The organism is Geosporobacter ferrireducens, from assembly GCF_001750685.1.
GTDB classification, from domain to species: domain Bacteria; phylum Bacillota; class Clostridia; order Peptostreptococcales; family Thermotaleaceae; genus Geosporobacter; species Geosporobacter ferrireducens.
This window is the reverse complement of record NZ_CP017269.1, coordinates 2053644-2075444: the sequence shown is the minus strand read 5'-3', so window position 1 is coordinate 2075444 and position 21801 is coordinate 2053644. Positions and strand designations below refer to the sequence as shown.

At 41.3% G+C, this 21801-nt stretch carries 22 protein-coding genes and 1 riboswitch; of the genes, 18 read left to right on the top strand and 4 right to left on the bottom strand.

Annotated features, from left to right (window positions below; genetic code table 11):
• The first annotated feature begins 13 nt into the window (after window positions 1–13).
• The 9 genes from Gferi_RS09970 to Gferi_RS09925 all read left to right on the top strand — a co-directional run bounded on the left by Gferi_RS09970 (window position 14) and on the right by Gferi_RS09925 (window position 9899).
• A complete protein-coding gene (locus tag Gferi_RS09970) occupies window positions 14–712 on the top strand; it encodes a response regulator transcription factor (protein ID WP_069976017.1) in 699 nt (232 codons plus the stop codon).
• 216 nt (window positions 713–928) lie between these two features.
• The gene (locus Gferi_RS09965) at window positions 929–2185 is read left to right on the top strand and encodes a serine hydroxymethyltransferase (protein ID WP_069976015.1); all 1257 of its coding nucleotides are present in this window, start codon (window positions 929–931) and stop codon (window positions 2183–2185) included.
• A 22-nt stretch (window positions 2186–2207) separates the two neighbouring features.
• Window positions 2208–3404: a M20 metallopeptidase family protein gene (locus tag Gferi_RS09960; protein ID WP_069976013.1), complete on the top strand. Its 1197-nt coding sequence runs from the start codon at window positions 2208–2210 to the stop codon at window positions 3402–3404.
• Window positions 3405–3417: 13 nt separating this feature from the next.
• A complete protein-coding gene (locus Gferi_RS09955) occupies window positions 3418–4257 on the top strand; it encodes a DUF3100 domain-containing protein (protein ID WP_069976011.1) in 840 nt (279 codons plus the stop codon).
• Window positions 4254–4709, top strand: a complete 456-nt coding sequence (locus Gferi_RS09950) for a hypothetical protein (RefSeq protein ID WP_069976009.1) — start codon at window positions 4254–4256, stop codon at window positions 4707–4709. The genes Gferi_RS09955 and Gferi_RS09950 overlap by 4 nt, the downstream gene beginning before the upstream one ends.
• Before the next feature lie 342 nt (window positions 4710–5051).
• Window positions 5052–6242, top strand: a complete 1191-nt coding sequence (locus Gferi_RS09945) for a M20 metallopeptidase family protein (RefSeq protein ID WP_069976007.1) — start codon at window positions 5052–5054, stop codon at window positions 6240–6242.
• A 119-nt stretch (window positions 6243–6361) separates the two neighbouring features.
• The gene (locus Gferi_RS09940; RefSeq protein WP_069976004.1) at window positions 6362–6709 is read left to right on the top strand and encodes a DUF3870 domain-containing protein; all 348 of its coding nucleotides are present in this window, start codon (window positions 6362–6364) and stop codon (window positions 6707–6709) included.
• A 186-nt stretch (window positions 6710–6895) separates the two neighbouring features.
• The gene (locus Gferi_RS09935) at window positions 6896–8524 is read left to right on the top strand and encodes a peptide ABC transporter substrate-binding protein (RefSeq protein ID WP_069976002.1); all 1629 of its coding nucleotides are present in this window, start codon (window positions 6896–6898) and stop codon (window positions 8522–8524) included.
• 286 nt (window positions 8525–8810) lie between these two features.
• Window positions 8811–9899 (top strand): mandelate racemase/muconate lactonizing enzyme family protein, encoded by a 1089-nt coding sequence (locus Gferi_RS09925; RefSeq protein ID WP_069975998.1) that lies wholly within the window; start codon window positions 8811–8813, stop codon window positions 9897–9899.
• Between the two features lie 45 nt (window positions 9900–9944).
• Here Gferi_RS09925 and Gferi_RS09920 read toward each other — a convergent pair whose 3' ends face one another.
• From Gferi_RS09920 to Gferi_RS09905, 4 genes are all read right to left on the bottom strand, one after another.
• A complete protein-coding gene (locus Gferi_RS09920) occupies window positions 9945–10199 on the bottom strand; it encodes a hypothetical protein (RefSeq protein WP_156782362.1) in 255 nt (84 codons plus the stop codon).
• Window positions 10200–10280: 81 nt separating this feature from the next.
• Window positions 10281–11111 carry a MetQ/NlpA family ABC transporter substrate-binding protein gene (locus Gferi_RS09915; protein ID WP_069975994.1) on the bottom strand — a complete coding sequence of 277 codons (831 nt, stop codon included), beginning with the start codon at window positions 11109–11111 and terminating at the stop codon, window positions 10281–10283.
• Between the two features lie 11 nt (window positions 11112–11122).
• Window positions 11123–11782 (bottom strand): methionine ABC transporter permease, encoded by a 660-nt coding sequence (locus Gferi_RS09910; protein WP_069975992.1) that lies wholly within the window; start codon window positions 11780–11782, stop codon window positions 11123–11125.
• On the bottom strand, window positions 11775–12770 hold the full coding sequence (locus Gferi_RS09905; RefSeq protein WP_069975990.1) for a methionine ABC transporter ATP-binding protein: 996 nt from the start codon (window positions 12768–12770) through the stop codon (window positions 11775–11777). Before Gferi_RS09905 ends, Gferi_RS09910 begins: the two co-directional genes overlap by 8 nt.
• A gap of 154 nt (window positions 12771–12924) precedes the next feature.
• A riboswitch (SAM riboswitch) is annotated at window positions 12925–13028 on the bottom strand.
• Between the two features lie 161 nt (window positions 13029–13189).
• Here Gferi_RS09905 and Gferi_RS09900 point away from each other — a divergent pair.
• The 9 genes from Gferi_RS09900 to Gferi_RS09860 all read left to right on the top strand — a co-directional run bounded on the left by Gferi_RS09900 (window position 13190) and on the right by Gferi_RS09860 (window position 21756).
• A complete protein-coding gene (locus tag Gferi_RS09900; protein WP_069975988.1) occupies window positions 13190–13492 on the top strand; it encodes a YerC/YecD family TrpR-related protein in 303 nt (100 codons plus the stop codon).
• Window positions 13493–13711: 219 nt separating this feature from the next.
• Window positions 13712–14479, top strand: coding sequence for an IclR family transcriptional regulator (locus Gferi_RS09895; protein ID WP_069975986.1), 768 nt, complete (start codon window positions 13712–13714; stop codon window positions 14477–14479).
• Between the two features lie 47 nt (window positions 14480–14526).
• The gene (locus Gferi_RS09890) at window positions 14527–15558 is read left to right on the top strand and encodes a TRAP transporter substrate-binding protein (protein ID WP_207645814.1); all 1032 of its coding nucleotides are present in this window, start codon (window positions 14527–14529) and stop codon (window positions 15556–15558) included.
• A 131-nt stretch (window positions 15559–15689) separates the two neighbouring features.
• Window positions 15690–16178, top strand: coding sequence for a TRAP transporter small permease (locus Gferi_RS09885; RefSeq protein WP_207645813.1), 489 nt, complete (start codon window positions 15690–15692; stop codon window positions 16176–16178).
• A 1-nt stretch (window position 16179) separates the two neighbouring features.
• On the top strand, window positions 16180–17457 hold the full coding sequence (locus tag Gferi_RS09880; RefSeq protein WP_069975982.1) for a TRAP transporter large permease: 1278 nt from the start codon (window positions 16180–16182) through the stop codon (window positions 17455–17457).
• An 18-nt stretch (window positions 17458–17475) separates the two neighbouring features.
• Complete coding sequence (locus Gferi_RS09875) at window positions 17476–18750, top strand: Zn-dependent hydrolase (RefSeq protein WP_069975980.1); 1275 nt, start codon at window positions 17476–17478, stop codon at window positions 18748–18750.
• Between the two features lie 29 nt (window positions 18751–18779).
• Entirely contained in the window at window positions 18780–20057 is a 1278-nt protein-coding gene (locus Gferi_RS09870; RefSeq protein ID WP_069975978.1) for a dihydroorotase, read from the top strand.
• A 14-nt stretch (window positions 20058–20071) separates the two neighbouring features.
• Window positions 20072–20842, top strand: coding sequence for a dihydroorotate dehydrogenase electron transfer subunit (locus tag Gferi_RS09865; RefSeq protein ID WP_069975976.1), 771 nt, complete (start codon window positions 20072–20074; stop codon window positions 20840–20842).
• The gene (locus tag Gferi_RS09860) at window positions 20842–21756 is read left to right on the top strand and encodes a dihydroorotate dehydrogenase (protein WP_069975973.1); all 915 of its coding nucleotides are present in this window, start codon (window positions 20842–20844) and stop codon (window positions 21754–21756) included. The genes Gferi_RS09865 and Gferi_RS09860 overlap by 1 nt, the downstream gene beginning before the upstream one ends.
• Window positions 21757–21801: the final 45 nt, after the last annotated feature.

The following is a 21801-nucleotide window of genomic DNA, read 5'->3' as shown; positions in this document are numbered from 1 at the left end:
GGGGGGATAGTAGATGCGACGTGCAATCATTGCGGATGATGAAAGCTTAGCAGCGGAATTGATAAAGCATTTGCTTGACAAATATGGTTTACCGGTGAAAATCGTTGGAGAAGCTTCAGCAGGAGATGATGCTGTGGAAATGATCTATCAGTTAAAGCCGGATATTGTTTTCTTAGATATACAAATGCCTGTGTTAAGCGGTATTGAGGTTATGGAAAATATCAATGCTTCTTACCAGGGAACCATCCTGTTTGTTGTTATTACTGCTTTTAGTTATTTTGAATATGCGCAGGCCGCCCTGCGGCTGGGAGCGAAGGACATTCTGCTAAAGCCAATTGAGCCAAAGCAGTTTTTAGATACCATGGAGCGTGTCATAGGATATCGGTATACAGAGAATGAGGCTTTTAATGAATTTTTAGAATATATCCATCAACATTATCATGAGGCCATAGAACTGAACACCTGTGCAAAGCGGCATCATACCAGTATGAGCCATATCTCAAGAATGTTTCAGAAATATTTTCAGACGAACTTTACTGCCTATGTGAATCATCTGCGGATCAAAAAAGCACAGGAGTTTCTAAAAGAGACGACCTTATCCATACAGGAAATTGCTGATAAGGTGGGTTACAACAATTTAAATTATTTTTATAAGAATTTCAAGAAAGTTACTGGGATGACGCCCAATCTATACAGAGGAAAAGGCAGTTGAGTTTGTTGATAGTAAAAAAACAAGATGGCGGTTACGGACACGACGGCCATCTTGTTTTTTCGTAATGACTTATGTTTTTATATTGTTCAATAAAAGGATAAAATGGTTCATATAAATTAACAGAATTTTATGAAATAATAGTAATAATTATTTCCCGTATAAGGGTTAGCCATCGAGCTGAACACAAAAACATATTTTGAACAGGGAGGAATCTCTATGCTAAAAACGGTAAAAGAAAAGGATATGGAATTATATCAGATTGTACAAGAGGAATATGCCCGCCAAAAAACAGGAATTGAAATGATTGCATCGGAAAGCTACGTGCCGACGCAGGTGCTGGAGCTTCAGGGAAGTATACTGACCAACAAAACCATGGAAGGTTTTCCGGGAAGAAGATATCATGCCGGCAGCAAGGTAATCGACAAAATGGAGACTTTGGGCATTGAAAGGGCGAAGACCCTTTATGGTGCTGAACATGCGAATATACAGCCCCATTCCGGCTCTAATGCCAATCATTGTGTGTATACCGCCATCCTCAATCCTGGAGACACGGTGCTAGGGATGCGTTTAGACCAAGGGGGCCATTTAACCCATGGTGCAAAAGCCAATTTTTCGGGAAAGGTATATAATTTTATATCTTATGGTTTGAACCAAGACACCGAGTTGATCGATTATGAGGAACTCGAAAAGTTAGCGAAAACACATAAGCCTAAGCTGATTGTAGCAGGTGCCAGTGCTTATCCACGGTTTATCGACTACGAGAGAATGGGTAAGGCTGCACAAGATGTAGGTGCGTACTTTATGGTAGACATGGCCCATGTAGCTGGATTGGTTGCGGCAGGTGTACACCCCAATCCAGTGCCTTATGCTGACTTCGTGACTTCTACCACCACCAAAACCCTGGCCGGTGCAAGGGGCGGCTTTGTTCTTTGCAAGGGAAAATATGCTCAGGCATTAGATAAAGCTACTTTTCCTGGTGCACAAGGCTCTATGCATCTTCATATCATGGCAGCCAAAGCCTACACTTTTTATTATGCCATGTCAGAGGAATTTAAGGTTTGTATGGCGCAAGTCGTTAAAAATGCACAGAGGCTGGGCGATGTATTGCAGCAAAAAGGGTTTCGTATTGTGTCGGGAGGGACAGACAATCACTTGTTGTTAGTGGATTTAAGACCTAAAGGGTTAACCGGTGCCCAGATGGAGGCTGCATTGGAAGGCGTAGGGATTACGGTTAATAAAAATATGATTCCTTTTGATCCTGAAAAGCCTATGATAACCAGTGGTGTTCGAATCGGTACTACGGCCATGACTACTAAGGGAATGAAAGAAGTAGAAATGGAACAGATTGGGAGTATTATCAATGAAGTGGCAGAATCCTTAGGGAATAAAGATAAATTGGAAGCGATTGAAAAACGTGTCTTAGAGCTTGGAGCAAAATTCCCTCTATACCCTGGATATTTTGAAACCATGTAATTTGTGAAAGGGGGCAGGATGTATGAAAATAACAGAAGCGCTGATGAACAAATATAAGGATCGACTGACTGCAATCAGAAGGGATCTGCATATGTATCCGGAGCTAAGCTTTAAAGAATTCAGGACTACAGAGAAGATCAAGGCACTGCTGGAAGAACTGGATATTGATGTATTGGACATGGGCATAGAAACCGGCGTAGTAGGACTGCTCAAGGGCGCTGAAAACGGACCTACCATTGCACTTCGGGGAGATATAGATGCACTGCCGATTCAGGAGGAAAATGAAGTACCTTACAAATCTAAAATAGCCGGTGTCATGCACGCTTGCGGCCATGACACGCATACGACTTCTTTACTGGGTGCAGCAATGATTTTAGCGGAACTTCGCCACCAGTTAAAGGGAAATGTCAAATTTATTTTCCAACCGGCAGAGGAAATTAACAAGGGGGCAAAGCTGCTGGTAGAAAAAGGGGTTATGGAAAATCCTACAGTAGATGCTATTTTTGGATTGCACAATCATCCGGATATACCTGTAGGAAAAGTTGGGTTGAAGCTGGGAGGCTTGATGGCTGCAGTAGATACCATTCGAATAGAAGTGGATGGTGTAGGCGGGCATGGGGCGATCCCCAACAAGACCATTGATCCGATCTTAGCAGGCAGTGCAATTGTAATGGGACTTCAGAGCATCGTCAGCAGAAATGTCAATCCACTGGAGGCTGCCGTTGTATCGATTGGGACGATGAATGCGGGAATTGCAAATAATGTAATTCCGGAGAAAGTCATTATGACCGGTACGGTACGTTCTTTCAAAAAAGAAATACAGGAAAAATTGCCGGAACTATTGCGTAGGAGTATAGAAAACACTGCAGCGGCCTATGGTGCTTCTGCACGCTTAGATTATTTGTTTGACCTGCCTGCTGTTTTCAATGAAAGGGAAATGTACGACATAGGCAAAACGGTAGTATCTGATATCTGTGGTGAAAATGGAATGGTGGACCCAACCCCATCTATGGGAGGAGAAGATTTTTCTATTTATACAGAACTGGCACCGGGTTGTTTCTATTGGCTGGGAGTAGGAAATCCGGAGAAGGGCTGTATGTATCAATGGCATAATCCGAGATTTGATGCGGATGAGGATGCTTTGATTATTGGAAGCGCTGTATTAGCCCAATCAGCTATAAATGCGATGGAGCATTTTATAGACATAAAACAAAAGTAAAGGAGTTGAAAAAATGAAAAATGAAAAACCTTTATGGAAAGACCTAAAGCTTCATGGGATTGTTCTGGGGCTGACTGTGCTTACAGAATTTATCGGTACCCATCGGATCCCTTTAGGCCCAGGGGTGATCATGCTGTTTCCCATGCTCTATGCAATGATACTCGGTTTAATTCTATTCTTAACAAAGGTCGTAAATGAAGAGCAAGCCCATACAGCAGAGCCGATTATTATTATTTCTATTACCCTATTAATTGCAAAGATTGGCGTACTGATGGGACCCTCCTTGGAAAAAATTATACAAGCAGGACCTGCACTCTTACTACAGGAATTTGGAAATTTAGGGACGATTTTCTTTGCACTGCCCCTTGCGCTGATATTGGGCTTTAAACGGGAAGCTGTGGGAATGACCCACTCGATCGGAAGAGAACCAAATGTAGGACTTATTATGAATAAATACGGATTTAATTCTCCGGAGGGTAGAGGTGTAATGATGGTATACATCGTTGGAACACTCTTTGGAACTGTTTTTTTAGGCCTTATCGCAGGATTTTTAGCAAGTGCAACACCATTGCATCCATTGGCCTTCGCTATGGCTACCGGTGTAGGCAGCGGAAGCTTAATGTCTGCAGCATCCGGTGCCCTCACCAATGTATTTCCGGAAATGGCTGATGATATTTTGGCCTTTGCGGGAGCCAGCAATTTACTATCAACAGCAACCGGTCTTTATATGTCTATCTTTGTTGCACTGCCCCTGACCAATAAACTCTACAGCCTGCTAGAACCTAAATTGGGAAGATTAGGGAAAAACAAAGGAAAAGATGAATCTGCAGGTGAAGGAGGCGTACCGCTATGAAGTTGAAAGAAGTGCAGGAATGGATACTTTTACTATTCATTGTAGGCATATGTGCACTGCTGGGTAATTTTATCGGATATAAGCAGGCGATTGCTGCATCCATACCGGGGATGCTGATCCTAATCGGAATCAGTCTAGCCGGTATGATTTTAGCAAAAGTGATTCCCTTGAATATACCAAGTATAGCTTATATTGGAATCATAGGAATGCTGATTACGGCTCCTGGATTCCCATTATCCGGTGTAATTGTAGATTATACACAAAAGGTTCAATTCATGGCACTGGCTACACCGGTATTGGCTTATGCAGGGATTGCCATTGGAAAAAGCTGGGCAGATTTTACAAAGCTTGGCTGGAGGAGTATCGTGGTATCTTTGTTTGTTATGTTTGGTACATTTATAGGATCTGCAGTGATTGCACAATTTATCTTAAAAGGCCAAGGGATTATTTAAGTTGATAAAGCTCTGGAAAGCATAATTGCTGCCAGAGCTTTATTCGTAGGCTATAGGAAGGTGATGACCTATGGGTGGTTCTGGAAACACAGCGGGCAGACACAAGGCCTGCCCCTACCGGGATCTGGGAATGGAATTTAAATGTCTCTATCATACATCTATGTTGTTTTTAGCCTGCAGAATAGATTATAATTAGAGAAAGAAATGCTTATTTTATATCTGCTGCTTTATCTTTTTATTTGTATTTACAAGATGCAAATCCAAGATGAAATCCAGCATAGGTAGGAGGTGCCCTATCTATGCTTTTTTTAATTATTTTCATTAAAAGGAGAGAGGATAAGGATGGATCAAAAAATGCTTTTAGAAAGAGTCGAATCGCTATATCCCTGGTTAAAACAGGTACGCAGGGATTTTCACCAAAATCCGGAGCTGGGGATGGAAGAGTATAGAACAAGAGATAAAATCGCAGCCTATTTAAAGGAGATGGACATAGAAGTTCAGACTGGGATCGCCAATACCGCCGTAGTTGGTTTGATACGAGGGGGAAGTCCGGGAAAAACTATTGCATTAAGGGCAGATATGGATGCCCTGCCGATGCAGGATGAGAAAAGTGTGTCTTATAAATCTGCAGTAGATGGAAAAATGCATGCTTGTGGTCATGATGCCCATATGGCCATATTATTAGGGGCAGCCAAGCTGCTCAGTGAAATAAAAGATCAGTTAAATGGAAATGTGAAGCTGCTTTTTCAGCCGGCGGAAGAAACCGTAGGAGGTGCTAAGCCCATGATTGAGCAGGGAGTTCTGGAAAATCCTGCAGTAGACGGAGTCCTGGGACTCCATGTATCTACAGAGGAATATACAGGTCAGATCGGTATTCGCTACGGGCAGATGAATGCATCTTCAGACGGAATAAAGATTATTCTTCACGGGGAAAGTACCCATGGTGCATACCCCCATTCCGGTGTAGATACGATTGTTATGGCCGGACAAATCATCACATCGCTGCAAAGCATTGTGAGCCGAAACGTAGATCCCCGGGATTCCGCCGTAGTAACGATTGGTACAATCCAGGGAGGAACCAAACAAAATATTATTGCCAATCGTGTTGAGATGATAGGGACCGTTAGAACCTTAGACCCTGAAGTCCGAAGCAAGGTTATTGACCGAATTGAAAAGCTGGTCACACAGGTAGCCTCTGCAATGGGAGGAAGAGGTGAAGTACTTCGTGAGGAAGGCTATACAGCCCTGGTCAATGATGATCGTATGGTAGACTTGGTCAGAAATACAGGGAGAGGGCTTTTGGGGGAAGAAAATGTATTAGAGGTAAAACATGCTACCCTAGGAGTAGAGGATTTTGCTTATTTTGCAGCTGCTGTACCTGGGGCCTTCTTTAGGTTGGGCTGCCGGAATGAGGAAAAGGAAATCATATACGATGGGCATACCACCCTTTTTGATATTGATGAAGAAGCCCTTAAGACAGGCGTAGCCATGCAGGTAAGTAATGTATTCAGCTTTTTAGGGGAAGGGCAATAACATTTTTTATAATATGAAAATTCAAATAAAAGCAGGATTTTTATATTTTGTGGCGAATAATAATACATACAGAAAATAAACAGATAGAATAATTTTCGCAGCAGGAGGAAAAAACAGGCATGGAACCCTACGAAAAAAATACAATATATGTAGTAGGAGATGCAAAAACTGCAGTAAACAATCCCATTACACTTCAATTCAGTGCATATTTTATTGCCTTTGTGATTGATGCCGAGAATGAAATTATCATTGATGCCGGAGCATCGACTACCATAATGGTAACCAACCAATTTGTTCGATCCCTGTTTACCGGGTATTCGATGAAATTGGGCGCAGAACCAATGATTGAGGAAATCAACCGGCGATATCACGGATCTTCTCAAAAAGCTATGATCGTTGCATGGAAGGATGCTTATAAAAAATATCAACAAATTAAAAATCCAGATAGTTTTAAACCGATTGATTAAAGCTGCTTTGTTTTTTTACTTGTATAAATATTACAAGACCAGAAACAAAATCCAGCATAGAGTACTCTGCTTGAGGGGATTCTATGCTGTTTTTTAATTTTAAGAAAGGTTAGTGGTATGGATGAAGGGTGTTTGAGCAATCAGCTCAGCCAATAGATTCTATTTATAGTTATGGGAGGGGAAATTATGGTGAAAAAAAGTTTAGCACTTTTACTTGTGCTGGCACTTGTATTGGGTACACTTGCAGGGTGTGGTCCAAAGCAGCCGGCGGCAGAAGAAACACCTGCTGCAGAGCCGATGGTACTGCGGTACAATCTTGGTGATGACGTTAAGACGTTAGATCCACAGCTGAACAGTGTAATCAATGCGGGTATTATTCAAGTAAATACCTTTGAAGGATTGATGCGGCTGGATAAAAATGACAAGGCAATACCAGGCATGGCAGAAAAGTATGAGATTTCAGCAGATGGGTTAACTTATACCTTCCATCTGAGAGACGCCCAGTGGTCTGACGGCCAGCCAGTAAAGGCGCAGGATTTTGAATACGCATGGAAGAGAGGCCTAGATCCCAATACGGCTTCAGAATATGCGTTCCAGTTGTATTACCTGAAAAACGGGCAGAAGGCAAATGAGGGAGAATTAAGTATTGAAGAGGTTGGGGTAAAAGCCAAGGATGATAAGACCCTAGAGGTAATTTTGGAGTCCCCTACACCTTATTTCCTTGAACTAACCGCATTCTTTACTTTATTCCCTGTTAGAAAGGATATGGTTGAAAAGGATCCCGAAACTTGGTCAATGAAGCCGGAAACCTTTATTGGCAATGGTCCATTTAAAATGGAAAGCTACATAATGGGAGACCGTATTATTCTTGTAAAGAACGAAAATTATTATGATAAGGGCAGAGTAAAGCTGGATAAAATAGAAATGCTGATGATTGGTGAAGCATCTACCGGTTTAACGGCTTTTGAATCCGGTGACATAGACTATATTGATGATGTTCCTACACAGGAAATCGAAAGATTAAAGGCATCAGAGCCGGCTTTCAGCGTAGCGCCGTCTTTGGCTACCTATTTTTATGCATTCCAAACCGAGAAGGCAGCGGTAAATGATCCGAAGGTAAGAAAGGCTTTATCTTTAGCCATTGATAGAAAAGCTATTACAGAGAAGATTCTTAGGGGCGGTGAAATGCCAGCGGCAGGTTTTGTTCCTCCAGGACTTTTTGATGCAGAAGGAAAAGACTTCAGAGCAGTTGGTGGCGATTATGGAATTGATGTGAATGCAGCAAGTATTGATGAAGCCAAGGCACTATTGACAGAAGCCGGATATCCAGATGGAAAGGGCTTCCCAGAATTAGAGGTTATGTACAATACCAGCGAGACTCATAAGGCAATTGCTGAGGCCATTCAAGAAATGTGGAAAAAGAATTTAAATATCAATGTAAAACTTGCAAATCAAGAGTGGGCAGTATTCCAGCAAACCAGAACCGAAGGAAACTTTGTTGTTGCGAGATCCAGCTGGTTTGGGGACTATGCAGATCCAATGACATTCTTAGATTTGTGGACTTCTTATTCAGGGAAGAATAATGCAAAGTGGAAGAATGCTGAATTTGATAAGCTGATTGAGGGGGCAAAGAGTACTTCCGGCCAAGAGCGATTCAACCTGCTCTATGAAGCAGAAAAACTTATGATGGAAGATATGATCCTAATGCCTATTTATTATTATGTGGATATCTCTTTGATTAAGGATTATGTAAAAAATACGAGAAAGTCGATCCTAGGATATATCTACTTTGATGAAGCTTATATAGAAAAATAAAAAGAGACCGGGCGTGCATGCCCGGTCTGTTCTCTCAAAATAATAAAATTTGCTAAAGACTTAACAGCAGGAATAGAAAGTGATATAATGTAAGTGCGTGCAGTAAGTGCAAATCCTTTTAAATGGGTCTGTAAAAAACATTGTTTTGCTGCTTTATCTTTGTACTTATATCTTACCGGTATGAGCTTTAAGATGAAATCCAGCATAGGCATAGAAATAAAAATGCCTATGTTGGATTTTTTGTTTTTGTAGTAAGCTGTGTACCGGGAAGGGGAAGGGGATTATAATGAAAATTCAAAGTATTGAATTGAAGCATGTGAGTATTCCATTGAAAAAGCCTTTTAAAACTGCTTTAAGAACCGTACTTTCGGCAGAGGATACAATTCTGTTGATCCATACCGATGACGGACAGACAGGGTATGGGGAAGCACCACCAACAGCCGTTATTACAGGCGATACAAACGGGTCTATTCGGGGCGCAGTTCAAGAGAATATAGAGCATGCTTTAATTGGGGAAGAGATTGAAAATATTGAAAGAATTATGGGTAAACTGGATAAGGCTGTCATTGGCAACAGCAGTGCAAGGGCAGCAGTAGATATGGCTGTTTATGATTTGTTTGGAAAACGATATCAGGCACCGGTGTATAAGTTATTAGGGGGATACAGAGACCGGATAGAATCAGATATTACGCTGAGTATTAATGAACCGGAAGAAATGCGGGAAGATGCACTTCAGGCAGTTGCTCAGGGCTTTACCGCCATAAAAGTAAAAGTAGGTTGTGATATTGAAAAAGACATCCAACGGGTAAAGGCCGTAAGGGAAGCAATCGGCTACAATATTAAAATCCGCCTGGATGCAAATCAAGGCTGGCAGCCGAAGGAAGCCGTAAGGGGAATCCGAAAGCTGGAGGATGCAGGCTTAGAAATGGAACTGGTGGAACAACCGGTAAAGGCTTGGGATTTAGAAGGGTTGAAGTTCGTTACCGATAATGTGGAGACACAAATTATGGCTGACGAAAGTATGTTTAGTCCTTATGATGCTTTTAAAATCCTAAGCATGCGGGCAGCGGACCTGATCAATATTAAGCTGATGAAATGCGGAGGTATTCATCATGCGCTGAAAATCGTGGGGATTGCAGAAGCTTGTGGTGTAGAATGCATGCTGGGCAGCATGGTTGAGAGTAAAGTGGCTGTTACTGCAGCTGCTCATTTGGCAGGGGCAAAGAAAAATATTACAAGATTTGATCTGGACACGGTTTATCTTTTAGGAGAAAATCCTGTAGCAGGAGGCGTAGAAACCCAAGGTCCCATGTTAATATTGCCAAAGGGACCTGGGCTTGGAATTGAAGGGGTAAAGGGATTAATGGATATATAAAAACGGAAAAATAGAAGGCTGTATCCGCTAACGGGATACAGCCTTCTATTTTATCTTAGTATTCTTTTTACTTTCCGGACTGGCAGGAATGCCTTCAATGCCGAGTGCTTCTGTATATTCGGTAGTATCCTCATAAAACCGGAAGGTATCGATATAGTCTACATCCCGCTGCATACCCTCCGGCATGAGATAAGCATTCTGCGTTTTTTCCATGATAGGATAATCCTTTGAATTGTAAGTGGCATCAATCATATTTTGGGCTTCATTGGCACCAAAGTATGGTTTTTTATTTTCGGGCACATGATCATCTCCTTTTTGGGTTGGAACCATCTATAGTATCCCAAATTAGGAGAGAATTTATGTGGATTGAAACCGTATTTTTTAGAAGGCCGATACCACCGCACCTTCATATTTGTCTAGAATAAATTGTTTCACTTCTTCAGATTGCAGTACTTCTATCAATTTTAAAATAGCTTCACTGTCTTTATTATCCGGTCTTACCGTTACGATATTGGCATAAGGAGATTCACTGCCTTCAATGATCAGCGCATCTGCAGATGGGTTCAGCTTTGCTTCCAGTGCATAATTGGTATTGATAACTGCCGCATCTACATCTTCCAGCGTTCTTGGCAGCTGAGCCGCATCAATGGCCTTAAACTTCAAATTCCTTGGATTTTCAACAATATCTCTTTCTGTAGCTTCTAAACCTGCATCGGGTTTTAACTTGATCAGACCTTCTGTATCCAATAGAATTAGTGCTCTGCCGCCGTTTGTAGGATCATTTGGGATCGCGATCAGAGAGCCCTCCCTTAAATCTTCAAGCGTGCTAATCTTTTTTGAATATAATCCCAGGGGTTCTACATGAACCTTTCCAGCACTGACAAATTCCATTTTTTGCTCTCTGCTGAAAGCTTCCATGTAAGGAACATGTTGAAAGAAGTTCGCATCTAAATCTTTGCTATTTAGCGCTAGGTTTGGGTTAACATAGTCAGTAAATTCAACAATTTCTAATTCGATGCCTTGAGCTTCCAGCTGTGGTTTGATGAAGTTTAATATTTCAGCGTGAGGTACTGGTGTAGCACCTATCTTTAATATTAGGGTATCATCAGCATCGGCTGCAACAGGAGCCGGAGCGGGCGCTTTAGCGCAGCCTGTAAAGAGTAGAGCTGCAGTTAGTGTTAGCAATAGTACTGTGGATAAGATTTTTTTCATTTGTATTCCTCCTATTTTTTGTTAATCTGTTTTGCAATTCTATTTCCAGCAGTCTGAATCAACTGCACGAGAACAATTAATACTACCACGGTAGCCAGCATTACATCGGTTTGGAAACGGTGATATCCGTATCGGACTGCTAAGTCTCCCAAACCACCGCCACCGACGACACCAGCCATGGCAGAAAAGCTTATAATATTGATGAGTGTAATGGTCACGCCCAGAACAAGGGAGGACATGGCTTCAGGGATTAATACCTTTACGATAATTTGCATCGGAGTAGCACCCATAGCAATGGCGGCTTCTACTACACCCCAGTCAACTTCACGAAGGGCGCTTTCCACAATCCTTGCGAAGAAGGGGGTTGCTGCCACGACTAAAGGAACAATGGCGGCTGTTGTACCGATGGAGGTTCCTACTACCATTCTTGTAAAGGGAATAATAAAAATCATCAGAATAATAAAAGGCAGAGAACGCATGGTATTAATGGCATAGGAAAGTACATTGTTCAACAGCGGATTCGGCATAATATGATCTTGGTTCGTAATAATTAGAATAACCCCTAAAGGAAGTCCAAACAGTACTGTAAAAATGATAGCGGTAAATACCATATAAAGGGTCTCAAACAAGGAGGGTGTCAGCAGTGCGATCAAATCATTAAAACTATTCATTTTTAAGTACCTCCACCTTCACGTGATTTTTTTCCAGATAATCAACGATATCTAAAAGCTGGCGGCAATCTACCCCTGCTTCTACGATTAATTTTCCAATGGGTTTTTCCTGAATATATTCAATGGTCCCAGAGAGAATGTTGATTTCTACGTTGAAGTGCTTAATGATTCTAGAAATCACCGGTTCGCCGGCACTGCCCTCCGTAAAGGACAGACTGAGAATTTTACCATTCATCAAATGATTTGGCAGCTGGTGAATTTGCTCGACAAAATGTTTTGTAGCCTCGGTTCCGGGCTTGGAAAAGATATCAATGGTATTGCCCATTTCTACAATCATACCGCCCTCCAGGATCGCTACCCGATTGCAGATTTCTTTGATAACCTCCATCTCATGAGTAATGATTACGATGGTTAACCCCATGGTTTGGTTGATATTCTTCAGTAAAGATAAAATTTGTTTTGTTGTTTTTGGGTCAAGGGCGGAGGTGGCTTCGTCACAAAGCAGCACGTCCGGTGCTGAAGCTAACGCTCTTGCGATACCTACCCGTTGTTTTTGACCGCCGCTTAATTGGCTGGGATAAACTTGAGCCTTTTCCGACAACTCTACCAAAGATAATAGTTCGTTGACCCGGTCCCGGATAACCTGTTCCGGCGTGTGGGTAAGCCGTAGAGGAAAGGCAATGTTTTCGAAAACCGTTTTACTGTGGAGCAGGTTAAAGTTTTGAAAAATCATGCCGATTTTTTTCCGTGTATCCCTAAGCTCCGAAGCCTTTAAGGTAACAAGGTTAATGCCATTTACCCAAATATCACCTTCAGAAGGTTCCTCAATGCGATTAATGCAGCGGATCAAAGACGATTTTCCTGCACCACTGAGCCCGATAATGCCGAAAATATCTCCCTTCTCAACTTTTAGATTAATATCTCGAAGGGCAGTTACTTCATTTCTGCCTTTTTTATAGACTTTTGTCAAATTTTCAATGCGAATCATAACTTCACTCCTTTATAACTGTATCTGTTTATAACTATATTGAACTAAAACACTTTTCATGCAAAATATCAACCTATAGAATCCTAGATAAGCGATTAAAGCAAATAAAAAAAGCCTCTTCCACAGCGAAAGAGGCATAGGTATCTATGCGCATCTCTCATCTGTCAGTACGTATGTACCGCAGGAATTGGCACCGCTGCTTTAAAAGCCGGTTGCCGGGTTTCATAGGGCCAGTCCCTCCACCTCTCTGGATAAGAGCATATCCGAGGTATTCAATTGTTTTAATCAATTAATATTGAGTATAAATAGTTTTGAGGATAAAGTCAATAGATATTTTTAAAATTTTATTATGGATAAAGAGGATATACTAAATCAATATAGAATATATCCAGATAAAAGATAAATTTGAGGTGAGCAGAATGACCTATGAATCAAAGCTGAAAAACCCATTTACCGATGAATTGTTCGAGGCTGTATTATCACTTAAGGATATAGAAGAATGCTACAGATTTTTTGAGGATATCTGTACGATCAAGGAGATCCAAGCGCTTTCCCAACGGCTAAAGGTGGCAAAACTGCTCCGGCAAAATAAAACCTACAACGAAATAGAAGAAACTACAGGAGCGAGTACGGCTACAATCAGTCGTATTAATCGATGCCTTCACTATGGGGCAGACGGGTACACTACCATCCTGAATCGATTAGAAGGAAAAGAAGAGTGATTCAAGACTTCGTCAGTATCGGTATACAATACTGGCGAAGTTTTTTTATGCTTGTAAATACAACGGTTTTTACGGCAAACCTTTTCATAATGCATAATAATCATTAAAGATATAAAATTTTTTTAAATATATTGAATTGTATAAAAATGTAATGTACAATTAGATATATTTCCATTAAATGAAAAATATTTCCACTGAGTGGAAGAACGGGGGATATTCTTGAGAATTGTAGATAGGATGTTGGAGCTTTTAGATTTACTAAGCGATAAGGATGAGGGATACATGATTACGGAGATTAGTGAAATGCTGGATATACCGATCAGCAGTATCCACAGAATGCTGTCATCCTTAAAAAAACACGGATATATTATCCAAGACCAACAGACAAGAAAGTATCGGATGGGATTGAAGGTTTTAAGATTGGCTGTGAATATGCTCAATCATATGGATGTACGCGTAGTGGCGAGACGTCATATGGAAGACCTGTCGAAAAAATATGGTGAAATTGTATTTCTTACAATATTAGATGTAGATACCAAAAGTGCTATCTGTATTGATACAGTAACGCCTTTCAGTGGCTATAGCTTTTACGTTAAAGTGGGAAGTGAAATGCCCATGAATGCAGCTGTTTCTGCTCAAGTAATTCTTGCTTATATGGATGAAGATACAATCGATACAGTCATTGGTGCAAGGGAGCATAAACCATTTACACCCAACAGTCTTCTCGATTCAGAATTAATTAAGGAAAAGCTTTATGTCATAAGGAAAAAGGGTTACGGGATTTGTGATGAAGAACTTGAAATGGGTGTAAGGGCAATAGCGGCACCTGTCATGAATCTGCATGGGCAGGTAACCGCCAGCATTACAATGGTTGGGATCAAACTGGGAGAGTACATAGAAGAGAAAAAGATACAAGATATACAGGAAACCGCTGTGAATATTTCTCAGGCATTAGGATTTCAAAGAAAAAAGCAGATTAGTGTCTGATATTTATAGGCACTAAAAATAAAAATCAAATAAAGGGGAGAAAAAGTATGAAAAAGAGTTTGGTAATATGTATGGTACTCATTCTAATTGTTGGACTGTTAGGAGGATGTGGTGCGAAACAAACACCGGCAGCAGGAGATACAGGGAAAAAAGAACTGCCGGCGATAACCGTAAAGGTAAGCCATAATCAGCCTGAAAGCAGCTCTGAACATGCAGGAGCCGTTGCTTTTAAAGAAAAATTGGAAGCCCTAAGTGAGGGAAAAATTACAGTAGAAATATTCCCTGCATTGCAGCTGGGATCTATGCGGGAGCAAGCAGAAGCTGTGCAAATGGGTTCTCATGAAATAACCATTCAGCCGATTTCTGTAATGACACCTTTCGTAGAAGAACTTCAAATCGTCGATTTTCCATTCCTGTGGCCTTCTGCTGAAGTAATGTGGAAGGTGCTTGATGAAGAAGCAGGGGACAAGCTGTTGGAAAAAGCAGAAGCAAAGGGTTTTAAAGGATTTGGTTTCTGGGGATCCGGATTCAAGAATTTTACAACGAAGGGTAAGGAAATCCATATGCCTGCTGATTTTTCAGGTGTAAAGATGAGAGTTATGCCTTCGCCGCTATTATTGGCCCAATACAAAGCCTGGGGAGCAAATCCGGTTCCAATAGAATATGCAGAATTATATAATGCACTTCAGCAAAAAATTGTTGATGGTCAGGAAAATCCTATTTCTACTATTGCCATGAATAAATTTTATGAAGTACAGGACAACATGGTGATTAGTAACCATGGATATTTGGCCTATGTATTTGTAGCAAATAAAGGATGGTTTGAAGGTCTGCCGGAAGAATATAAAGAAATGGTTACGGCATCAGAAGAAGAAGCGAGAAAGGTTCAAAGAAAAGCCCTTGAAGAGAAAGAAAAACAGTTCTTAGAAGAAATCAAGCAGTCTAAAATAAATATTTATGAGCTTACACAGGAAGAAAGAGCAGCTTTCGTAGAGGCCAGCAAGCCTGTACATACTGAGTTTGCAGATACAGCAGACAAGAAAGAGATCCTTGAGTTGATTTATAGCAAGATTAATTAGTATACATAACTGAATGAAAGAAAAGAAGCAGAACAGAAATCTGAAATAACAGAATTCATGGGGCAGGAAAGCTGATAAGTATGAGCGTATACTCGTCAGCTTATCTGCTGCATGTTAGTGGAGGTGAAGTCTTGAAATTTTTAGATCGAGTGGAAGAGTTTTTTTGCGGAATGGCACTGCTTACAACCACCCTCATACTTTTTTTAAATGTTGTACTGCGGTATGTATTCAAGTCCAGCGCCAGTTGGGCTGAAGAGGTGATAAAATACTTGATGATATGGATTGCATTTATAGGGGGAAGTATATGCGTGAGAAAAGGAAAACATGTTAGCATAGACTTCTTTTACGAATTTTTATCCGTCAAAAATAAAAAAGTGCTTTCTGTTGTAGTACACCTCATTGCTACTGTATTTTGCGGTGTGATGTTTTTTTATGGCGTAAAGATCATTGATTTTGTTATGAAATCAGGACAGGTTTCTCCCGCACTTCAAATTCCCATGTGGATTCCTTATTTAGCGATTCCTCTCGGATTTATTTTAATGTTCTTCCGGTTTATTCAAGATTTGATTCGTATTTTTAAAGAAAATCCAGAGTCTCTAGATACGAGTGAGGTGAATTGATATGACAGCTGTATTAATGGGTTCTCTTATAGCACTTTTACTAGGAAGTGTTCCTATATTTATTGCTTTGAACTTAGCTGTTCTACTGGCTTTGATGCTCTTTACAGATATGTCTCCAATGATTATGATACAAAAATCCTTTGGAGGTATCGATAAATTTGCATTGATGTCTATGCCTTTTTTTATTTTTGCTGCAAATGTCATGGATACAGGAGGGCTGTCAGAACGGATTTTAAAATGGACGAGAAGCTTGATTGGAAGTGTAAGAGGAGGACTTGCCTTAACTACACAACTGGCCTGTATGGTCTTTGGTGCATTATCCGGATCCAGCCCGGCTACTGTCATTGCTATGGGAAAGCTAATGTATCCTGAACTGGTTAAGCAAAAATATCCTAAGGGATTTGCCCTTGGCCTTATTACATCTTCAGGATCTGTAGCACTCTTGATTCCCCCAAGCATAACGCTGATCATATATGCTACAGCAACAGGAACATCTGTGGGTGAATTGTTTATGGCTGGGATCGGAGCCGGTATTGTATATGGTATTGCAACAGTTTTCTATATTTTATATTATGCAAGGAAAAACAATCTTCCCGTAGATGAAAAATCCAGTATGAAAGAAATCATAGAGAATACAAAGGAAGCCGTATGGTCATTGGCTGTTCCTGTTATTATCCTTGGAGGCATCTATTCCGGCATTTTTACACCTACAGAGGCTGCCGGAATATCTGCAGTATATGCCATCTTTGTCGGAATGTTTATCTATAAAGAAATCGATTTGAAAAAGCTTTATGGTGTGTGTGTGCAATCTGCCGTAACTTGTGCCCAGGTGCTTATTCTTGTGGCAGGCGCCCAGGCATTCGGATGGTTTTTGACAGTGGCAAGAGTTCCCCAGATGGTTACTGAAAGTATTATAGAAAATATATCCTCGCCCATCGCCTTTCTGCTAATGATTAATTTTATTCTATTAATTGTGGGGATGTTTATGGAAGGCATTGCTGCCATTATTATTTTAGCACCCCTGTTTTATCCAATTGCAGTGCAAATGGGAATTGACCCGGTGCATTTGGGGATTATCATGGTAGCAAACCTATGTATCGGTAATTTTACGCCGCCTTTTGGATTAAACTTATTTGTCGCCAATGGGGTAACCGGCGTTTCTATTTCGAAAATTATACCAACGGTTTTAACTTTTGTATTGGTTAGCATCTTGGCTCTTTTGGCCATTACCTACATTCCCGATATTTCTCTGATGCTCCCCCGGTACATCTACCGTTAAATAAGGAGAGAGGCTATTATGAAGCTGGATATATCTCGGCTACAAAGAACCATAGACCAGATTAATGGGATAGAGACAACGCAGGAAGAGGGGGTTAACCGATTGGCATTAACCGATGGCGATATGAAGGCCAGGAGGTTATTTAAGGAGATATGCAGCAGTATAGGATTAAAGATTTGGGAAGATGAGATTGGGAATATTTGGGCTAGAAAAGAAGGGCTAGATCCTACCTTGCCGGCAGTCCTATGCGGCTCTCACCTGGATACGGTTCCCAATGGCGGGAGATATGACGGTTTATTAGGGGTCATGACTGCCGTTGAAGTGCTGCAGCTTATTCAGGAAAGAGAATTGGAGCATGATCATCCTATCGAAGTGGTAGTCTTTTCAATTGAGGAATCCAGCCGTTTTAATTTGTCCACTGTTGGAAGTAAGGCACTGACCGGAGAATTAAATCCATCCAGTCTGAAAAATTGCATCGACCAGCAGGGAAAGTCACTTTACGATGTGCTTCTGAAAAAAGGTTATTTTCCGGATGAAGTAGAAAAAATAAAAATAGACCCATCTCAATATAAGGCCTTTGTTGAGATGCATATAGAACAAGGACCGGTTCTATATAGAGAATCCATCGATATTGGTGTGGTTGAAGCAATCGCTGCCCCCATCCGGTTTCAACTGAACTTATTGGGAGAAGAGGCTCATTCTGGAGCCTGCCCTATGAAAATGCGGAAAGATGCTTTGACAGCAGCTGCAGAAATTATTCTGGAAATTGAAAAAAAGGGGATAGAAGAATCTGTCCATCAAACCGTTACAACCACTGGAATTTGTAGAGTTTTTCCAGGAGCAATGAATGTTGTTCCCGGTGAAGTAGACCTCTATGTGGATATTCGAGGAATTGATATCATGAGTATGATGCGTGCTGTAACGGATATTGTCCAAAAAGTAGAGGAGATCTGTAAAAAAAGACAAGTACAGCAGATTGTAAAGATTATCAGCCAAGAAAAGCCTGTACTTTTAAATAAAAGAATGATGGAAGCGGTTAAGGAGAACTGCCGGCGATTGGGACTTAGTCATAAGCAAATGGCTAGCGGCGCGGGCCATGATGCCATGAATATAGCTAAAATTCTTCCCACCGCTTTAATATTTGTACCCTGCGTAGATGGAATCAGCCATAACAAAAAAGAACGTGTAGAAGCCAGGGATATTGAAAACGGGTTAAGTCTTCTATACGAAACAATCCTTACATTGGCACAAAAAGATGAGGACTTGAACTTAGAAAAGGAAGCGGACGTATAGAATTAGATGATGATAGAAAGGGGATTCACATGAGAAAATTAATTAAGGGAGGTTGGCTGGTAGATCCTTCCCAAAATATTGATGAACCCATGGATATATTCATAGAAGAGGGGAGAATTGAAAAACTGGAAAAGGATATAGATGAACCGGGATGTGATGTAATTGATGCCCGGGGAAAGTACGTGACACCAGGCCTGATTGATATGCATGTTCATTTTCGGGAACCGGGATTTGAACAGAAGGAAACCATAGAGACGGGGGCAATGGCTGCAGTAGCAGGAGGATTTAGCACCGTTGTATGTATGCCGAATACCAATCCCGTTATAGACAACCGCAAAACCGTAGAATTTATTAAAGGTAAGGCATTAGGAGCGGCCTGCAATGTTCTTATGATGGGGAGTATTACAAAAAACCTTGACGGCAAAGAAAAGAGCCCTTATGCGGCATTGAAAGATGGAGGAATTGTTGGGATTACCGATGATGGGAAAACGGTCATGGATGCCGGTGTGATGCTTGAGGCGATGGAAGCGGCCAAAGCATTAGACCTGTTGGTAAGTGTGCATTGTGAAGATATTCATTTGGTATATGACCGGTCGATACATAGGGGAGAGGTTTCTGAACAACTCAATTTGTTGGGAATCCCGGCTATTGCGGAAGAAATTATTATACAGAGAGATTTAATGCTGGCAGAAACCACTGGCGGGCGTCTTCATATTCAGCATATTTCGACGAAGAGGGGGGTAGAACTGGTTCGCGAAGCTAAAAAAAGAGGCGTTCAGGTTAGCTGTGAAGCTGCACCTCATCATTTCCTGCTATGGGATGAAGCCATCTTAAAATATGGAACCAAAGCGAAAATGAGTCCTCCTCTTCGAACCAGAGAAGATGCAGAAGCAATTATTATGGGCCTATTAGAAGGGACGATCGATGTGATTGCTACCGATCATGCTCCCCACACAGAAGCAGATAAGAATCAAGATCTGGTGCATGCTGCAAATGGAATTATCGGTTTGGAAACAGCACTGGGAATTGCATTAACCGTATTGGTCCATCAACGGGGGATGTCCTTAGCATCTTTAATAGAGCGAATGAGTTGTCTACCGGCAAAGCTGTTGAATATTCCCAGAGGCACTTTGGCAAAGGGAAGTACTGCAGATATTACAATTATAGACATGCATAAGGAGTGGATTGTAGACGAGAATAAAATGCATTCAAAAGCGCGGAATATGCCATTCCATGGCTTGAAGCTGCGTGGAAAAGCTGTTTGTACAATGGTTGATGGCGTAGAGCAATACGTACAAGACTGGTAGGAGGAAAAGGGAATATGCATTTGTATAGAGGAATCGTCTTGGCGAATGACTGTATTGCAGAAATGTACTATCATATAAAAATACAATGCGCAGGATTAGCAAAGGAAGTGAAGGAAGGACAGATTATCTATATCCGGTGCGGCACTCTGGCAGATCCGCTTCTAAGGAGACCCTTTAGTATTTACAGATTTGATGAAACCGAAGGAATCATAGAATTTGTATATATCGTAAAAGGTAAAGGAACGGAAATCATCAAAACACTAAGACCGGGAAATGAAATAGATTTATTAGGGCCAGGGGGCAGATGCTATGAGCTTGCAGCAGGAGTAAAGGCAATCTGTATTATCGGCAGAGGTGTGGGTATTGCATCTGTTGTCTCAATTGCTGAGAAGGCAAGGAAATTAGGCATCCATGTTACGGCTATCTTGAGTGGGCGTACAGACAATGCAATCATTTCCAGAAAGCTTTTATCAGATATTGGATGTGACGTTATTGGTGTGAATGATCAAGAAAATACCAGCGGTCCGGAGAATGTAACACAGCTTTTGGAAGAGGCAGTAAACCGCTATGGGATTGGACAAATCTTTACCTGTGGATCTAATCGAGTAGGGAGGCTGGTACGGGGTATAAGCAGAAAATACAATATACCGGCCTATGTTTCTCTAGAGGAGAGAATGGCATGTGGAATAGGGATTTGCTATGGATGTGTATGTGAAACAAAAAACGGATACAGGACAGTGTGCAAGGACGGCCCTGTTTTTGCCATTGAGGAGGTTGTATTATAATGCAGAAACCAGATTTGAGGGTAAAGCTTGGAAGTCTTACGTTGCAAAATCCGGTCATGCCGGCCTCCGGAACCTTTGGGGTGGAAACCTGCAAATTGTGTGATATAAAAAAAATCGGAGCGATCCTTCCAAAGAGTGTAACCCTGCATCCCAGACAGGGAAATAAACCGCCCCGGGTAGCGGAAACAACAGGTGGAATGCTAAATGCAGTAGGAATACAAAATAAAGGCCTGGATTATTTTATAGAGGAAATACTTCCCTTTTATATGCCTTATGCAATGCCTATGATTGTCAGTATATCCGCCTACAGTGTTGATGAATTTAAAAGAATGGTAGAACGGTTGGAGGGTTTGGATGGGATTGCGGCTATAGAGCTGAACATATCCTGCCCAAATCTAGAAGCCGGGGGAAAAGCTTTCGGAATGAACAGTGGAGCAACCTATCAAATTGTAAAAGAAGTTAAAGCTTTGACAGGGAAAGTTATTATACCTAAATTGACACCGAATGTGGAAGATATTACTGTGATTGCAAAAGCTGCCGAGGAAGCAGGGGCAGATGCGGTGGCTTTAACCAATACATTTTTAGGAATGGCCATTGATATAAAAAGCAAAAAGCCAAAGCTGGGCAATATCATTGGAGGGCTTTCAGGACCTGCCATAAAGCCTATATCCTTAAGAATGGTTTGGCAGACAGCCCAGAAGATAAAAATACCGGTTATAGGGGGTGGCGGTATCCAAAATTGGGAAGATGCGATAGAGTACCTGCTGGCAGGAGCCAGTGCCATCCAAGTGGGCACCGCCAATTTTACCAATCCTAATAGTATGGTGGAGATCGTAGAAGGTATTGAGCAATATATGCTGCAGCATTCGATTAAGTCTGTAGAGGAGATTATCGGCGGATTGATGATCGGATAGAGAAGGGACACAGCCTGGGAATTCAGGATGTGTCCCTTTATTTTA